14 protein-coding genes are annotated in these 14098 nt (G+C 34.8%); 8 read left to right on the forward strand and 6 right to left on the reverse strand.

Annotation, left to right across the window (positions count from 1 at the left end):
* Positions 1-83: 83 nt before the first annotated feature.
* From F1644_RS16215 to F1644_RS16230, 4 genes are all read right to left on the reverse strand, one after another.
* Positions 84-1925 carry a hypothetical protein gene (locus F1644_RS16215; protein WP_168044483.1) on the reverse strand — a complete coding sequence of 614 codons (1842 nt, stop codon included), beginning with the start codon at positions 1923-1925 and terminating at the stop codon, positions 84-86.
* A 146-nt stretch (positions 1926-2071) separates the two neighbouring features.
* Positions 2072-2422 (reverse strand): hypothetical protein, encoded by a 351-nt coding sequence (locus tag F1644_RS16220; protein WP_168044482.1) that lies wholly within the window; start codon positions 2420-2422, stop codon positions 2072-2074.
* Between the two features lie 90 nt (positions 2423-2512).
* Positions 2513-3592: a hypothetical protein gene (locus F1644_RS16225; protein ID WP_168044481.1), complete on the reverse strand. Its 1080-nt coding sequence runs from the start codon at positions 3590-3592 to the stop codon at positions 2513-2515.
* Between the two features lie 379 nt (positions 3593-3971).
* The gene (locus tag F1644_RS16230; RefSeq protein WP_168044480.1) at positions 3972-4970 is read right to left on the reverse strand and encodes a hypothetical protein; all 999 of its coding nucleotides are present in this window, start codon (positions 4968-4970) and stop codon (positions 3972-3974) included.
* A 932-nt stretch (positions 4971-5902) separates the two neighbouring features.
* Here F1644_RS16230 and F1644_RS16235 point away from each other — a divergent pair.
* The gene (locus F1644_RS16235; protein ID WP_168044479.1) at positions 5903-6838 is read left to right on the forward strand and encodes a response regulator transcription factor; all 936 of its coding nucleotides are present in this window, start codon (positions 5903-5905) and stop codon (positions 6836-6838) included.
* Positions 6839-6858: 20 nt separating this feature from the next.
* Here F1644_RS16235 and F1644_RS16240 read toward each other — a convergent pair whose 3' ends face one another.
* On the reverse strand, positions 6859-8253 hold the full coding sequence (locus F1644_RS16240) for a KAP family P-loop NTPase fold protein (protein ID WP_168044478.1): 1395 nt from the start codon (positions 8251-8253) through the stop codon (positions 6859-6861).
* A gap of 285 nt (positions 8254-8538) precedes the next feature.
* On the opposite strand from F1644_RS16240, the gene F1644_RS16245 reads away from it, so the two are divergent.
* The 5 genes from F1644_RS16245 to F1644_RS16265 all read left to right on the forward strand — a co-directional run bounded on the left by F1644_RS16245 (position 8539) and on the right by F1644_RS16265 (position 12581).
* Positions 8539-9018 carry a hypothetical protein gene (locus F1644_RS16245; RefSeq protein ID WP_018339015.1) on the forward strand — a complete coding sequence of 160 codons (480 nt, stop codon included), beginning with the start codon at positions 8539-8541 and terminating at the stop codon, positions 9016-9018.
* Between the two features lie 217 nt (positions 9019-9235).
* Positions 9236-9667 carry a JAB domain-containing protein gene (locus tag F1644_RS16250; protein WP_168044477.1) on the forward strand — a complete coding sequence of 144 codons (432 nt, stop codon included), beginning with the start codon at positions 9236-9238 and terminating at the stop codon, positions 9665-9667.
* Positions 9668-9918: 251 nt separating this feature from the next.
* Positions 9919-10971 (forward strand): DUF3871 family protein, encoded by a 1053-nt coding sequence (locus tag F1644_RS16255; RefSeq protein ID WP_168044476.1) that lies wholly within the window; start codon positions 9919-9921, stop codon positions 10969-10971.
* A 400-nt stretch (positions 10972-11371) separates the two neighbouring features.
* The gene (locus F1644_RS16260; RefSeq protein ID WP_168044475.1) at positions 11372-12211 is read left to right on the forward strand and encodes a leucine-rich repeat domain-containing protein; all 840 of its coding nucleotides are present in this window, start codon (positions 11372-11374) and stop codon (positions 12209-12211) included.
* Between the two features lie 13 nt (positions 12212-12224).
* On the forward strand, positions 12225-12581 hold the full coding sequence (locus F1644_RS16265; RefSeq protein ID WP_189021508.1) for a hypothetical protein: 357 nt from the start codon (positions 12225-12227) through the stop codon (positions 12579-12581).
* 109 nt (positions 12582-12690) lie between these two features.
* Here the strand turns inward: F1644_RS16265 and F1644_RS16270 are convergent, their stop codons facing one another.
* Positions 12691-12870 carry a hypothetical protein gene (locus F1644_RS16270; RefSeq protein WP_168044473.1) on the reverse strand — a complete coding sequence of 60 codons (180 nt, stop codon included), beginning with the start codon at positions 12868-12870 and terminating at the stop codon, positions 12691-12693.
* 363 nt (positions 12871-13233) lie between these two features.
* On the opposite strand from F1644_RS16270, the gene F1644_RS16275 reads away from it, so the two are divergent.
* Together F1644_RS16275 and F1644_RS16280 are read left to right on the forward strand one after the other, a co-directional pair.
* A complete protein-coding gene (locus F1644_RS16275) occupies positions 13234-13530 on the forward strand; it encodes a nucleotidyltransferase family protein (RefSeq protein ID WP_013613503.1) in 297 nt (98 codons plus the stop codon).
* A complete protein-coding gene (locus F1644_RS16280) occupies positions 13514-13861 on the forward strand; it encodes a HepT-like ribonuclease domain-containing protein (RefSeq protein WP_168044472.1) in 348 nt (115 codons plus the stop codon). Before F1644_RS16275 ends, F1644_RS16280 begins: the two co-directional genes overlap by 17 nt.
* Positions 13862-14098: the final 237 nt, after the last annotated feature.

Here is a 14098-nt window from a genome sequence, read left to right on the forward strand (position 1 = left end):
AGAAACATCCCTCAAGCAATTAAAAATCAATCTCGTCAACAGGCACACTCTCTAAAGTTCATTAACAAATCCTTTAGTTGTGGTTATTTAGATAGATTCTCTCTTATCGCTTTAAGCGTGTACGTGTACGGTTTCTTGCTGTATGAAAGGCTTACATCATAATAATCTTCAACGGTATTCTTCTTCACTTTATAATCAATGCCATACCGTTTGTATATATCCTGTAACTGGTTTTTAATATCTTCTTGTGGTATTGGCACGTTTAAAGGAAAGGCTTCTCTTATTTCCTGTAATACCATTGGGCTAAAACGTAATAATTCTATATTATATTTATCCAGAGCCTTTTTTATCTCCGCTCTCTGGTACTTCTTGTTTGCAAATACTTCAACACCTAACTTCTCGTACGCTTCAACTATCAATTCTCCATCTTTTTCCTGTTTAAGTATGCCAGTATAAAAATTACGATCTGGATCACCCTGTAACTTGTTCAATTTATCAAGCATCAATTTACAGCGTTCAGAGAATGTTGGAAGCTGTTTCAATTCCATCCTGACACTGTCACTTACCGCATAAAACACGCTCCTGTAATTAACCGTAAAATGCCCTGTTTGCTCGTAAGATTCTTTTAAAGCATTCCCAGATAGATAATACCGTTTTACCCTCTCGTTGTTGTAATAATTATCAATGGCGAAGTAGTCTATTTCAAGCAATCCATCATCAAGTTGGGTGGCAAATTCTGCTAGACCTAATCTACTTATATCGTCAAGTATAGCTTCCTTCCGTGTTTTATCTGTGGCTGTATTGTACCTAGTTTGTAAATCCTCGTAAGTTTTCAACTTCTCTTCCAGTTCAATATCAATTTCTTCATCCGTTTTTACCTTTAACGTGTTACGAACGTTAGTAACGTGAGTAATTGAATTAAATGTACTACCGTTAATCTCTTTTCTAAAGCGACCGCATATTTGTACCGCTTCCGTGTACGGGTCAATCATTGAATGTTCCGCCTCGTACAAGTTGGTAAGCATCACTATATCTGGTTTCACTTTCAATATTATATCCAGTGCAGAGTAAAATCGACAGGTTAAAAAGTTATACTTGGCGATAGGTTCTGAATATAAACTTGCGACATTAGCGTAACCTTTCTTCTTTAGCTTCTTCACGCTTTTACCAGAACAGAATATCTTTGATTGTCCTTCAATACCTAAAGTGTTCACGATCTTATCAATGCCATCCGTTGTGTTCAGGAAGACGAACACGCAAGAACTGTTTGCTAGATCATCCAGTAACAATTTACGAACGGACATTTCATAGCTATTAGTAATAATTAGATTCAAAGATTTCTTGTAATCAAAATCAGGTTTGACCTTTATCCACTTGAAATTTTCAAATCGAGGATCGCTCACCTTTAGCGGTGTCGCTGAAACGAACGCCTTACCTTCAAACTGGAAAAAATCTTTCATCGGTTTCGTTATCTTCCTGCGAAAATCACTATCCTCCGTCACCTTTTCACATTCATCAAACAGGCAAAAGAACATACCATACATATCCAGTTTCAACTCTTCACACGCTTTCTTTACCTTCCAGAAACTTTCTGGCGTGGTAAGAATCTTCTTGTACTTAATCTCTGCCCTTTGCAAATACCGTTTCACGTCAGGAACTTTACAATTTTCATAAACTGGCAATATCTCATCTTTACCGTACGCTTTATCATGTATCACTGGTAAGGTAGGTTCTATGATAATTGAATGACGTTTTGCGTGTAATTCCTGATAAGTGGCACCAATTCCCGTTAGCGTTTTATCCAGTATCACGTTACTTGGAATGTCTTTATATCCTATCGTTTTTAAAGTGTTAATCAAACGTTGTCCCTTTTTCAATATCGCTGGGATAACTTCAAACTTCAATTTTTGAAATAATCTCTTCATGTGATCTAATTTTACAGGTGGTGAATTTTTACTGTCGTTTAGGTATTATATACCGTTCCAGCTATTTTCTCACCGACTTCAAATTTTGGTGATTAAAGGAATCCGTGGTCGTTATTTGAAACAACCACAGAAACCTCACTTTAGAACTAGTATTCAATCCTCAACTCGTTCAACAAATCTGGATTCCAACCGTCTTCACTGATTCCCCGTTCCAGTTCCTTCACTAGAATTTCTTTAGCACCTGTTTGCAACTTGGCAATCATTGAATCGTATTCCCCCTCGTCAAACTCTTCATCCTCTTCTTCCGTACCCTCGTTCACCACCTTGAAGCATTCATCATTGTAGGCGTTTATCCTTTTTTGCAAGGAGGTTCGCAACTCGGATGTTATTGCCAGTATCTCTGCATCATTGTAATGATGATTGATATACCACAACAATTCTTCAGTTATTAATTTGGGAACTTTACCCAGCTCTCTTCTTTTTTCTAAATCAATCATGTTATTAATATTATAATTAAACAATGAAGGTTTCTGGTTTTAGCCATTGTCAGACTTCACACGTGTTTAGCTAAAACCAGAACCTTTTTATTACTTGCTAGCCTTTTTTAATAGCGTGATAAAGTCATTACCAGATTTCACCGCTTTAAACTTCTTCGCTTTATCTTCCAAGCTTCCCAGTTTACCCAGAGCCTCGAAAGCTTTTTCTTCACTTGTCGCACTACTATACCCTTCAAATCCCTCGATGAAGTATCGTTTGGTAATATCTTTCACTTCAATTCCTGCCATTTGACAGAACGTGATGAACTTGTTGCCTCTCTCTATATTAATTTCCGCTCCCTGTGGTAAGGTATATTCTTCCCCTTTCAACGCCAAGCTCGTTGCCTTGTCAGATAATTTTTTCTTGGTGTAGATTAACCCCAACGTGGAAGGATTAAAACCCTCTTCCATGCGTTTCGCCATAACATTCAGTAATTCATCCTCTTTATTCACCAAAGCCGCTACTGTTATTTTATCCTTCGTATTCCAGTTGCCTACCCTGTTTATATCAACAAGATATTCCCCTACATTCTCTTTCTCCTTAATCCTAACGTTAGGAATAACACGAGTTTCACCAGTGGCGTTTATTCTGGCGAAAGCTATGCTTCGGTGCTGACCGTCCAGAACAACAAAATAATCTTTTACCTCTTCTTGAGGGATTGGCTTACCTTCAATATCTTTTACCGTGTATCCCTGTTCCACAAGTGAAGCGGCAGGAATCACGATAACGGGATAGGCTTTCTCGTACTTTCCATCTGAAATGATAGAGATAAAAGTACCCACCTTCTTGGAATCAATGGGACGATTGTTTTCAACAAAAGCCAATTTTTTGCTTACCTCTGTTTTCTGGTAGGTATCGCCATCCACCACTTCAAAGGTGATAAAATCAGGTTTAACCTTTATCTCGCTTGCCTTCATTTCAGGATGATTGGCAACTTCCACTTCCAGCTCTTCCACGATCTTCTTCTGCGCCTCGATAACGGCAGGATTCATGTTCTTGTTCTCCAAGCTGGTTAAATCTTTTCTAGCTTTAGCCAACTTCTTCTTTAATTCGATCAAATCCATAACGTTCACTTTTACTTCTTCAACTTGATTGATTACTTCTTTTTGATTTTTTACGAAATTGTTCATAAATAAAAAAATTAAAAATGATTCAACTTATTTTCTCAATCTTGAATGAGGTGCGCACCGTTAAGATTGATTTGTCACAAAAGTAGAGTTCAGGGAGAAGGTGTGCCATAAAGAATAATCGCCATTTCGAACGCTATTCTTTAGACTTTCCATTTCCTTCAAGAACTCTATTTTCACGTGGCAAACTAACTTCAAATCGAGAGGTTAAACCATAAAGAATGGAGGTCATTTAGAGGTCTATTCTTTAGATGTTCTCTCTTTATCAATTTGTTCGCCAAGACAAAAATGCGGCAAAAAAAGGAGGGGAATTATAAAGAAATATAGCCAGTTCAAGGGGTATTCTTTAGCTGGCTATGAATCAAGCATGTACGTGGTAATACTACCAGAAATAAAGTTTGGAGGAATTGTTAGGGGAGGTTCTATAATTACCTTGTGAGACAGGAATCCATTCTGGTTTGTAACCATGTTTTTCAAGGTAAGCTATCTTGGCGTTTATGTAGTTCTCGTCGATTTGTTTATCTTCATCCTTTACCAGTCCTATCAATTCCATGTAATCGAGGATAAATTTATATATATCACTTTTTCTCTCCATGCCAGAACGGTTTACCAGTAAACGGTATATCCCTACCATCACGAGATTCTGTGCTGGGTTATCTGCCTTACGCCCTTTCTTCGGTGAATAGACTTCCTTTAATTCTTCTTCCGCTTCTTCAATGGAATTTACTCCCAAGTATATATGAAGGTAGGAATCCAGGAGATTGGTAAACCAGCTCTCCATGGCATTATTAATGATAATCTTTTCTTGGTTGTTACTTAAAGTGATGGATTTATCTCTCTTCCTTTTATCCCTTTCAAGGAACAGGTAGAGTTGTAACATTTCAGGTCTTATTTGCTGGAAATAGGTATCCATGTTATACGTTTCTTCCAGTAATTCTGGATCGAGGATAGGTTTGAACGCTTCATGTTTCTTGTAGATAATGGCTAGCATCCAGAGGGTGTAGAATATGGAATCCCTATTTTTATCTGGCAATTTACTAGTCAACTCCTCTATTTTCTTTTTCAATCCATCATCTTCAAAAAGGATTCCTTTTATGTTGTCTGTCATGTAAGCTAAGGTATCAACCACTTTTATCATCTTTTGCTCTCTAGGAGCGTAACGTTGCCAATCAAACGGGGTATCACTTGTTGCCAGTTCATCTAGCGTGCTAGGAACTTCTATCATGTATTTATCCTCTACCTTACCCATGAATCCCCACGTGGCTAGATACATTCTTTCTATTTCTGGATATAACATTGTCCTGTTATAGGCGAAGTATTCTTTTAATGCAGGTTCAATATCCTTCAACGTTTCTATTAAAATCATCTCGTTTGCTTCCATAATCATTCTTTTTAGCCGCTTAAAAGTAGGAAATATTCCCCCTACCTAAAAGAGGTGACAAGAAAAATAACAGGTATTATCCCCAGTTAATATTTTATCATGTAGTGAAAAATTTGAAGCATTTTACTGTTATATACCCGATCCGTTAAAAACTCACCAACCTGAATATATCCAGTACAAGCATATCTATAACTTGAAAACTTGCCTGTTAGCTACCCTTATCTTCAGTATTCTCACTTTATACATATCTCAACTCTATTTTTAAAGAATACCTATACTCTATTTGTCGGTATCCCAGATGTTTAATATCTTTGTATCATCTTAAAGATCAATGTATACCATTTGAAACAATCATATAAGGATTTAGATTTATCCTGTTACTCCTTGCAAGTCCACCTGTAAGGAGTAATTTTTGGTCTTCAAGTGGCACCAGTTTAGATACACAGTACTAACCAATCAAACTATTAAATCATGTACACTTACGAGCGATTAAGGCGTTTAGCCATACAATCAGGTATTCCAGATAACAAGGTATCCATAGGATTCTGGATAAAGTCTAAAGGGCTGAAAAAGATTAAAAAACAGGTAGATAAAGTAAGGAAAATATACTACGTCCCAGATGAGAATACTAGAATCCAGATACTACCACCTTCTAAAGATTAATCTATAAAGCTACATGATATAACTGTATTTCATGTAACCAGAGATTCCAACCTGAAATAGAGAGATTATCCAACCATGAAGATCAATATTTAAAAATTAGGGATTTGACGGGGTATGCTTTTAGGGAATTGACAGGGTACATACTATTAACTAGTAAACTAATAACTAGTACTGGTGTTACAGGCTTGCCAGCCTATCCCACTAAATAAAAGTAGAACCAGTGAATCCATAGATCATTTTTAGATGGTTGTTTCAAACTGGAATTAATAATGGCGAATGAAGAAGAAAAGAAGGATTATAGAATCATAACGAGAGATATTGCAGGTAAACTGAACCTAGATGAAACTTATACATTTACATGGTTACTTTTTAAATCAGATTACGAAACAGGAGAATCCCATGTACTGAGGGAAACACTTCGTGAGGTTACTGGCATTAAAGATGTAGATACCATTTCCAAGTACACTGCCAAATTTGAAGATTTAGGCTTCCTGCGTAAAGAGTATAATTACAGGAACAATGAAGGACAGTTTACCACACCTGTTACATATCATGTAAACATTCCAAAGAGTAACTGGGTCAGGTTCAAGAAAGATTTATTACTGGAAGATATTCCTGATGAATCAAAAGCCTTCCTAGTACTACTTAAATGTTTATGTATCAATAATACCAATATTATTTACTATAACAAAACAGAAATAGCTAGGCGATTAAATTTATCTCCCAAAACGGTAAAGAAATATATAGATTTGGCAGTAAAGCATCATAAACTGGTGGAAGTTAATAATTTCTTCCTTATCACGGATAATAATATCATACTGGATACCCCACATGCTAAAAGTAATTTTGGACTGAGAACTTTTGACAAGTTAGCTAGAGAGAAATACGATATTATATATAACTATTGTATAGAGAAGAATGTTATCCCACCTCCATACGATTTCAAGCTAATGGAAGTATTATGTATCCACAGGTACGATCAACCAGAAGAGGAACTGGAAACGGCAGTTAGAAATGGAGATAGAAATGCCAAGAAGCATTATAACTATTATTCATTGAAATATAACCTGCCTAAATTATGCCCTAACCTGCCACCTCAAATACATAGTTTACAATATTTCCTTACTTCGTTGATAAACACCAAAGTTTACAAGGAGAGGGCTTCTAGTCCAAAAGAAGTAAAGAAGACTATATTATACCTTTAATTATAGATAATATGGATTATCTATTGTTTCAATGATTCTAATAAATCTATTTTCTGTATTAATGATTTTGTAGATAATTCAAATCTAGTATATTTTTGGTCACAATGCTCTAATGCCAAATAAAGAAAATTTTTGTCAATCTCACCAGTATCAAAAGATAATTCTTCGTTTTCTCTAGAGAATAATGATTGATAATATCCTGTTCCTCTATAAGAATTATTGTAACAGTAAATCAATTTCGCCATAGCAAAAATAAGAGTTCGATACTCGTACTGTTCTTTATCTTTCAATGAAATAGTAAAAATAGAATTGATCTGATTTACAATATCATGAATATTTAACTTATTTCTTTTGATAGCATTATATAAGTCGTTCTCATAGTATTTTAAATAAATCAACATGAACACAACTTCAGGAAGAACACATCCTTCTACACGAAATGTTTTTAGCACCAAACGAGTGTACGCAAATAACTTTTCAATTTTTCTTAAAGTAAGATGTTTTTCTGTTGATAATATAACCGAAATCCTTTTAAACAACAGGCTATCATCTTTAAAAGTATCATAGGTACACCTCCACTCATTTTCAAAAAACTCATTAAGGGTAAAATAATCATACAAGTACTCGCAAAAATCTTTAATAGATGGCTCTGGCAAACTATATTCAATATCAATAAATCTTCTTAAATATTCATCTGCATTAATATTTTCACTACCATAGAATCCTCTAATAGAGTTGCCGAGTTGCTTTTTATCTATTGATAACACGAAAATTATTCCTTGTACTGAAAAGAAATGCTTAACCTTTTCCAGAACTTCCACAGCGTAATCTGGTCTGCATCTATCTAGCTCATCAATAATAAAAACAACAGGTTTACCTCCATTGTTTTGTGCAACAAGATTACAAAGATCATTTCTTAATGATTGGAGACTTTCCTTTTTTTGGTCATAATTGCTTATTTCATTTTCAAAAAATGCTGCCATTGCTTCTCCTCCTTTTTCTATCACATCAGCAATACCCCCTAAACCAATACTTTTTGCAACAAATTTTAATGAAGCTGGAATTATTTTATTGGAGAACTTTGCGAATCCTTTTAAAATAGAATCAAAACGCTTCTCTGGATCAGAGGTTATTAATGATTTCAACTCTCCTAAAATACCAACCATAGGTTCTAAAACAAAGTCATTCTCCCAAGCGTTGAAGTATATGGTTTTATGTCCTTCATTTTTTAGCTTCTGCATCCACATTTTTACGAAGGTTGTTTTTCCAACTCCCCATTCTCCATTAATTGCAAGCACAAATCCCTTTGCATAGCTATCAACTATTGATGACAAAATATTTGCATAAGGCTCTCTGCCCAATTTACAATTTGCGAAAGGATTTTTTTTATCTATAACAATATCTTCATGTTTCATATCAATTATATTGAATTGTGGTGTTTATAGCTGTTTATTGTACAAATTTAATGAATACTTATTGTTTATCGTAATTATTCTATGGCAATATTTTCCCCATCTATATTGAGTGAAGCCTTATATCATAAACATATATACCTACCCTCTATAAAACAACCCCTCCCCTTCAATTTCAGGTTGCCATTATATATTGGTAAGTGTTCCACGCTAGGGTAGTGTAACCATTTATACCCCCACCCCAAGAGTGAAGAAAATCAAATTAATCAATTAAAAAACTCATCAATTATGAACTTGAAAACTTACTATCAAAATTTGGAGGTTGCCCAACCTAACAATTCCCTTGAACTCAATCCAGAGTTGATTGAAAAGTTTAAAAATCAGGTGGCGGTATTACCCACTCCCGTTAAGGTGGGTGATGAAATGACCGTTATTGACTTTAAAGGGGAAAACCCTCAACAATTACAACTGGTTTGTGCCTTGGGAGAGGAAGAGGTGAAAGAGATTAAATACACTCAACTCGTCCGTGCTAGCCAGAAAGGGGACATCACGCCAGATGACATTCCCTGTGACCCTGCCATAGAACAGAAACATGGTGACAAGTTACGTTTCATCTACTCTTTCGCCAAGAACATGATGCTAGACCAGCTTATCCTAGCGCTTAAAGGCAAAACCATAGTGTTGTGTGGTCAGGTTGAAACTCCTGCCGTTTACGCTGGAACTAAAACAAAGATGCAGATTAAAAAATTCGCCTACTTGGAAGAGTAGTAAAAGATACAGGGACAGGGAGCGCAGTGGATAGGGGAAAGATATTGTTATACCAAAGTGAAGAGAACATTGACTTTCTAAACAGGCAGTATAAACAAAAATCTTTCCTCTCCATTGCCAAACCTGATAAACTTACAACTCTCTAAATTTCATTACTATTAATGTATTCAAATTAAAAATCAAGTAAAACAATATCATGAAAGAAGAATTGATAAAAGTGCCAGTAGTGGAACTGGTGTACAGGAATAATACCAAACCTTCTAAAAGGTATAAAATAGTAACCGCTAAAGACGTTCACGAGTTACTGGTTTCCCCGTTTAAAGCTACCATTGAACACCATATCTCAACTAGAGTTATCCTGTTAAATGGAAGGAATCAAGTACTGGGTATATCCACAATCAATGAAGGAGCGTTATCTTACAACATCACGGATATTAGGTTTATAGTACAACTGGCAGCACTCTCTAATTGTAAAAGCGTGATAGTTTGTATAAATCAACCTTCTGGTGATATAGAACCAACTAAACAGGATGATGAACTGGTACAACAGGTAAAGATCGCACTTTCATATATAGATGTAGACTTGCTAGATCACGTTCTTTACTATGAAGAGGGTTATTACAGCTATTCAGCTAACGGTAAGATATGAAAATTTAGGTTGGTGAATTTTTGTCTGGATTGGTATATATAGCCAATAAGGACAATAATTCTCACCACCAATAGAAAGTAAACTATAAATACATTTCCAGTTCTATTTTTTAACTGGCATGATGCTAGAGAATGAATAAATCAAGTGAAAGTGATAATGAACATTATAAATCAAGGTTGGTGAAGAATTTATGAATTGTATATATAAACTGAAATTTCAAATATTTCCACCACCGTTAAATAGACTAGATTATGAGTACAGCAATATTAATTCCAAGCCAGAATGAAGGGTTGTTGCCAGTTTTATTTGGCAGTGATAACGTCAAGCAAGAAGAACCTACCTACACTCCTTATGAAGTGGTAAATGAACCTACCAAGAAGGAAAGGAGAAAGCATTTCATAGAGGCTAACACCACGCCAGTAGATATGCAGCATTTAAAGAATGATTGTATCGTGCCAGTGTTCAGCAAGGATAACGAGATGACTATATCTCATCCAGCATTTATTGAAACAGTGCACAAGGTGGCTAGTGAATTGTTTAGAGGGGAAAGCATAGATGAACCTGATATAATGGTTAGCCATGTTATAAAAGGTAGGATTCCAGAAGCCATATATAAACCAGTGGCAGAATTACTGGAAAGTGACAAGACCATCTATTATGAAAGAATGGCGTTTGCATTTGAGATTCCAACTATTTATGAATCTATAAACGGTAACAGGGTCAATCTATGTGTTACTGGCGTTAGGGCGTATAACAGGGAGAACCTCTATTCAAAGAAGACATCAGAGAGATTCAGTGTTGCTATTGGATTCCAGAACAAGGTATGTTGTAACCTGTGTACGTTTACTGATGGATTCCAGACTGATTTAAGAGCGATGAGTTGCCATGATCTATTTAGAGGTGTGATGAAACTATTTCAGGCTTATGATGCGGAAAAGCATTTACGATTGATGAAGAGTTTCACGGGTTCTTACCTTACTGAACATCAATTCGCACAGTTCTTGGGTAAAAGCAGGTTGTATCAATGTTTACCTGCCAGAGAGAAGAAACGTTTACCATGCATGGAGTTGACGGATAGCCAGATTAACATGGTGGCTAAAGCGTATTACAACGATGACAATTTCAAGAGGGAGCATGGAGAGAATGAAATAAATCTATGGAAATTCTACAACATGTTGACAGGTGCGAACAAAAGTAGTTACATTGATAATTTCCTTGATAGGGCATTAAACGCCACGCAATTAACGGAAGGAATAGATAGGGCGTTACATGGTGACAACACCTATAAATGGTTTATTGAATGAAAACCGTTGGGAATAAATTCTTTTTATTCTAGCTATTAGTCTAATTTTGCATTACAGTCATCCCTGAAAGCGTTTGTAGGATGTTAATATTTATCTATCTTTGTATTGTTATCCAGAGTAACATCTGGGTTACAGACATATTAGTAAAATAGAAGCATTTAGCTTTATCCTTATCAGGAAAATCGCCAAATTTTTACAGGAAAGGATAAGCAGGATACAAATGCTATGCTTGCCGTATATATAACTCTATATACATGGTTTAGCATGGGATGACTGTTTATTTTCCTGTAGGTGTTTGGCGATACCTCCTGATAGATAATCTAGTAAGTTCCCATGCTTCTTTATTTATAATAACTTACCTTTCTGGGAATCTTGGGTAAAAGATAAATTACAGTTTAAAATGAAAAAGATTTATTTATTGATGATGTTACTGGCTACGGTATTTGTGGCTTGTTCTGATGATGATGAAAAAGACAACGGGACACCTTGGGAGATTAAAATGACAATTGAGGTCGAAGAAAACGGCACTCAATTTTCTGCCTCCCTAACCGATAAAAATGGCAAAACAATAGCAACAGAAACCATTGTTGATTGGGGAAATGGTGATACAGATGCAAACCGTGAATATTTAGAACATTATTACAATGCGGGAACATACTCTATTACGATAAAAGGTAAGGGAGAAATAGGATTGAATATTACTAATCAAAATATTATTACAGCATTGGATGTTACAAAATGTCCGACATTAGTCCATTTATCTTGTAATAGCAATCAATTGACTTCTTTAGATATTAGTAAATGTACAAAGCTTTATCGGCTAGAATGTAACGACAATCAATTGACTTCTTTAGAGGTTAGTAAATGTATCGAACTTAATTATTTAGACTGTTGCTCCAATAATTTAACATCTTTAAATGCAAGTAAATGTCAAAAACTCATAGATCTAAGGTGTCACAATAATCAATTGACGTTATTGAATATTAATGAATGTACAAAACTTGTACGCTTATATTGCGATAATAATCAATTAGTTTCATTAGATATTACAGCTTGTTCAAATCTTCATAATTTAGTTTGCGGGGATAATCACTTCAATGACGATGCAATGAACTCTATTTACAATAACTTACCTAGCAAAAGTGGAAAAGATAAGGGAACAATTACATTGTATAAAGATAATGCAAAAGGTGACATCACAATTGCTCAAAATAAATATTGGACTGTAAACGTGGAATAATATTAGAGATAAAATGATCACAATAGAGATTCGTTGGAAAGTATCAGATAAGACACCGATAGAATTAACTAAATCTTTTTTCAAGTGCAATGAATGGGCACCAATGAAAAACAAGGATAATAATGGAGTATTCTCATTCGGTTGTGCAGACAATAAATATGTGGATATACATATTGATGATAGGAATGGAAAGAATGCTTATTGGGCTGAGAAATTGATTGACGCTTTAAAAAAGGAAAACGATATTGCATCCATTCATTTGATTTCTGATACGGAATTAATGGATATGGTAGAAAAAGAATTAATTGAAATTGACGAAGAGAGGACATTAAAAAGCGATCCACGAAGATACATATACATCATAAAATAATAGTTAGCGTGTGCTAGTATGGTGTGAAGGGATGATAGACTTCGGTTTGTCATCCCTTTTTGTGTGCGAATAAAGAAAGCCAGCACTTGTAGGTACTGGCTTCAATCATTTAGTTGCGCTGTCTTTTCTTGAGAAGCTTCGGTTTGGAACTTCCAAAAATTTCAGGATATAACATTTTTAATCTCTCCATGTTTACATGCCTGAATAAATCCATTTCATGGAAAATTCGATAATGTTCTACACCAAACCATTCTGAATTGGAGGTTTTTCCTTTCTCACGTAATTTCATAGGAACAAATTTTTCTAACAAACAAAAGAGTATCTAATTCAGGAAAGCACATCAGACCAATCATTTACATGTACAAAGGTACTTATCAAATAGGATACAACAAAGTAAATATACTAGAATATCAAATATTTATATGTATGATAATATATTGATTTATTGTTATGTTGACAGCTTTGAAGATAAAGAATATTGCATTTTAGATATTCCTCATAACAGAATTTTAGTTAGTGAGTAATTATCTTCATTTTAGGCATTATATGCCAATTCAGTAGAAAAATCACCAACTCAAATATTTAACCATTAGTTGCTCGTAACATCATGGTTTTCTCATCAACATTCACTATTTTTGCAAAAAGAGCAAATATGAAACAAGCTATTATCAATAAACTAAGAGAGTTCTTCACGCTACAACCAGTTGAGAAAGCATGGGTGTTTGGTTCTTATTCTCGTGGAGAAGAATCAAGGGAGAGTGATATTGATATACTTGTACGCTTTGACAAGAATGCTAATGTTACTCTTTTCAAGTATATTGGTATCGTGAACGCTTTACAATCTCTTCTGCACAAGAAAATTGATTTGGTGGAAGAGGGACAATTGAAAGATTTCGCTAAAGAATCAGCAGAACAGGATAAAATATTGATCTATGAGAGAGAAGCCTAAAGATATTAACCGCTTATCCCATATAATAGAGGCTATTGATAACTTGTTCGAGTTTACTAAAGGTATCAGTTTTGACGAGTACAAGGGAAATAAGATACTCCGTTTTGCCGTTATCAAAAATTTAGAGATAATTGGAGAGGCGGCATATTTACTGACAAATGAATTTAAAGAAAAGCATCCAGAAGTTGAATGGAAAGTTATAATTGGAATGCGTCATGTTTTGGTACATGGTTATTATCAAATCAGTGATGAAATGGTGTGGGCTACAATTCAAACAGAATTATATCCATTAAAAGAAAAGGTTGAGTTATACAAACGGGAACTAGAATAAAATATCATCATAGATAAAATATACTGGCAATGGATTCATTTCTGTTGCCCTTTTTATTTGGTGGAAAATTGTAGCTGATTTAGTTATATATACCCAATAAAAATATTATTCACCAACAACAATATCATAAGCTAAGTAATAAATGAAGTTGAAATTTAATGTATAACCAATTAATAACAGGAAGTATGTGTATAAAAATCATATCCCAACCACCATAATTTAGCGGTAAGTTGCTTG

It is taken from the genome of Butyricimonas paravirosa (assembly GCF_032878955.1).
Lineage (GTDB): Bacteria > Bacteroidota > Bacteroidia > Bacteroidales > Marinifilaceae > Butyricimonas > Butyricimonas paravirosa.

Excerpts from the sequence above, each read along its gene's own strand:
- F1644_RS16220 (WP_168044482.1), bottom strand. The coding sequence starts at position 2,422 with ATGATTGATTTAGAAAAAAGAAGAGAGCTGGGTAAAGTTCCCAAATTA.
- F1644_RS16235 (WP_168044479.1), top strand. The coding sequence starts at position 5,903 with ATGGCGAATGAAGAAGAAAAGAAGGATTATAGAATCATAACGAGAGAT.
- F1644_RS16270 (WP_168044473.1), bottom strand. The coding sequence starts at position 12,870 with ATGAAATTACGTGAGAAAGGAAAAACCTCCAATTCAGAATGGTTTGGT.
- F1644_RS16230 (WP_168044480.1), bottom strand. The coding sequence starts at position 4,970 with ATGGAAGCAAACGAGATGATTTTAATAGAAACGTTGAAGGATATTGAA.
- F1644_RS16280 (WP_168044472.1), top strand. The coding sequence starts at position 13,514 with ATGAGAGAGAAGCCTAAAGATATTAACCGCTTATCCCATATAATAGAG.
- F1644_RS16225 (WP_168044481.1), bottom strand. The coding sequence starts at position 3,592 with ATGAACAATTTCGTAAAAAATCAAAAAGAAGTAATCAATCAAGTTGAA.
- F1644_RS16245 (WP_018339015.1), top strand. The coding sequence starts at position 8,539 with ATGAACTTGAAAACTTACTATCAAAATTTGGAGGTTGCCCAACCTAAC.
- F1644_RS16255 (WP_168044476.1), top strand. The coding sequence starts at position 9,919 with ATGAGTACAGCAATATTAATTCCAAGCCAGAATGAAGGGTTGTTGCCA.
- F1644_RS16275 (WP_013613503.1), top strand. The coding sequence starts at position 13,234 with ATGAAACAAGCTATTATCAATAAACTAAGAGAGTTCTTCACGCTACAA.
- F1644_RS16265 (WP_189021508.1), top strand. The coding sequence starts at position 12,225 with ATGATCACAATAGAGATTCGTTGGAAAGTATCAGATAAGACACCGATA.
- F1644_RS16260 (WP_168044475.1), top strand. The coding sequence starts at position 11,372 with ATGAAAAAGATTTATTTATTGATGATGTTACTGGCTACGGTATTTGTG.
- F1644_RS16215 (WP_168044483.1), bottom strand. The coding sequence starts at position 1,925 with ATGAAGAGATTATTTCAAAAATTGAAGTTTGAAGTTATCCCAGCGATA.
- F1644_RS16240 (WP_168044478.1), bottom strand. The coding sequence starts at position 8,253 with ATGAAACATGAAGATATTGTTATAGATAAAAAAAATCCTTTCGCAAAT.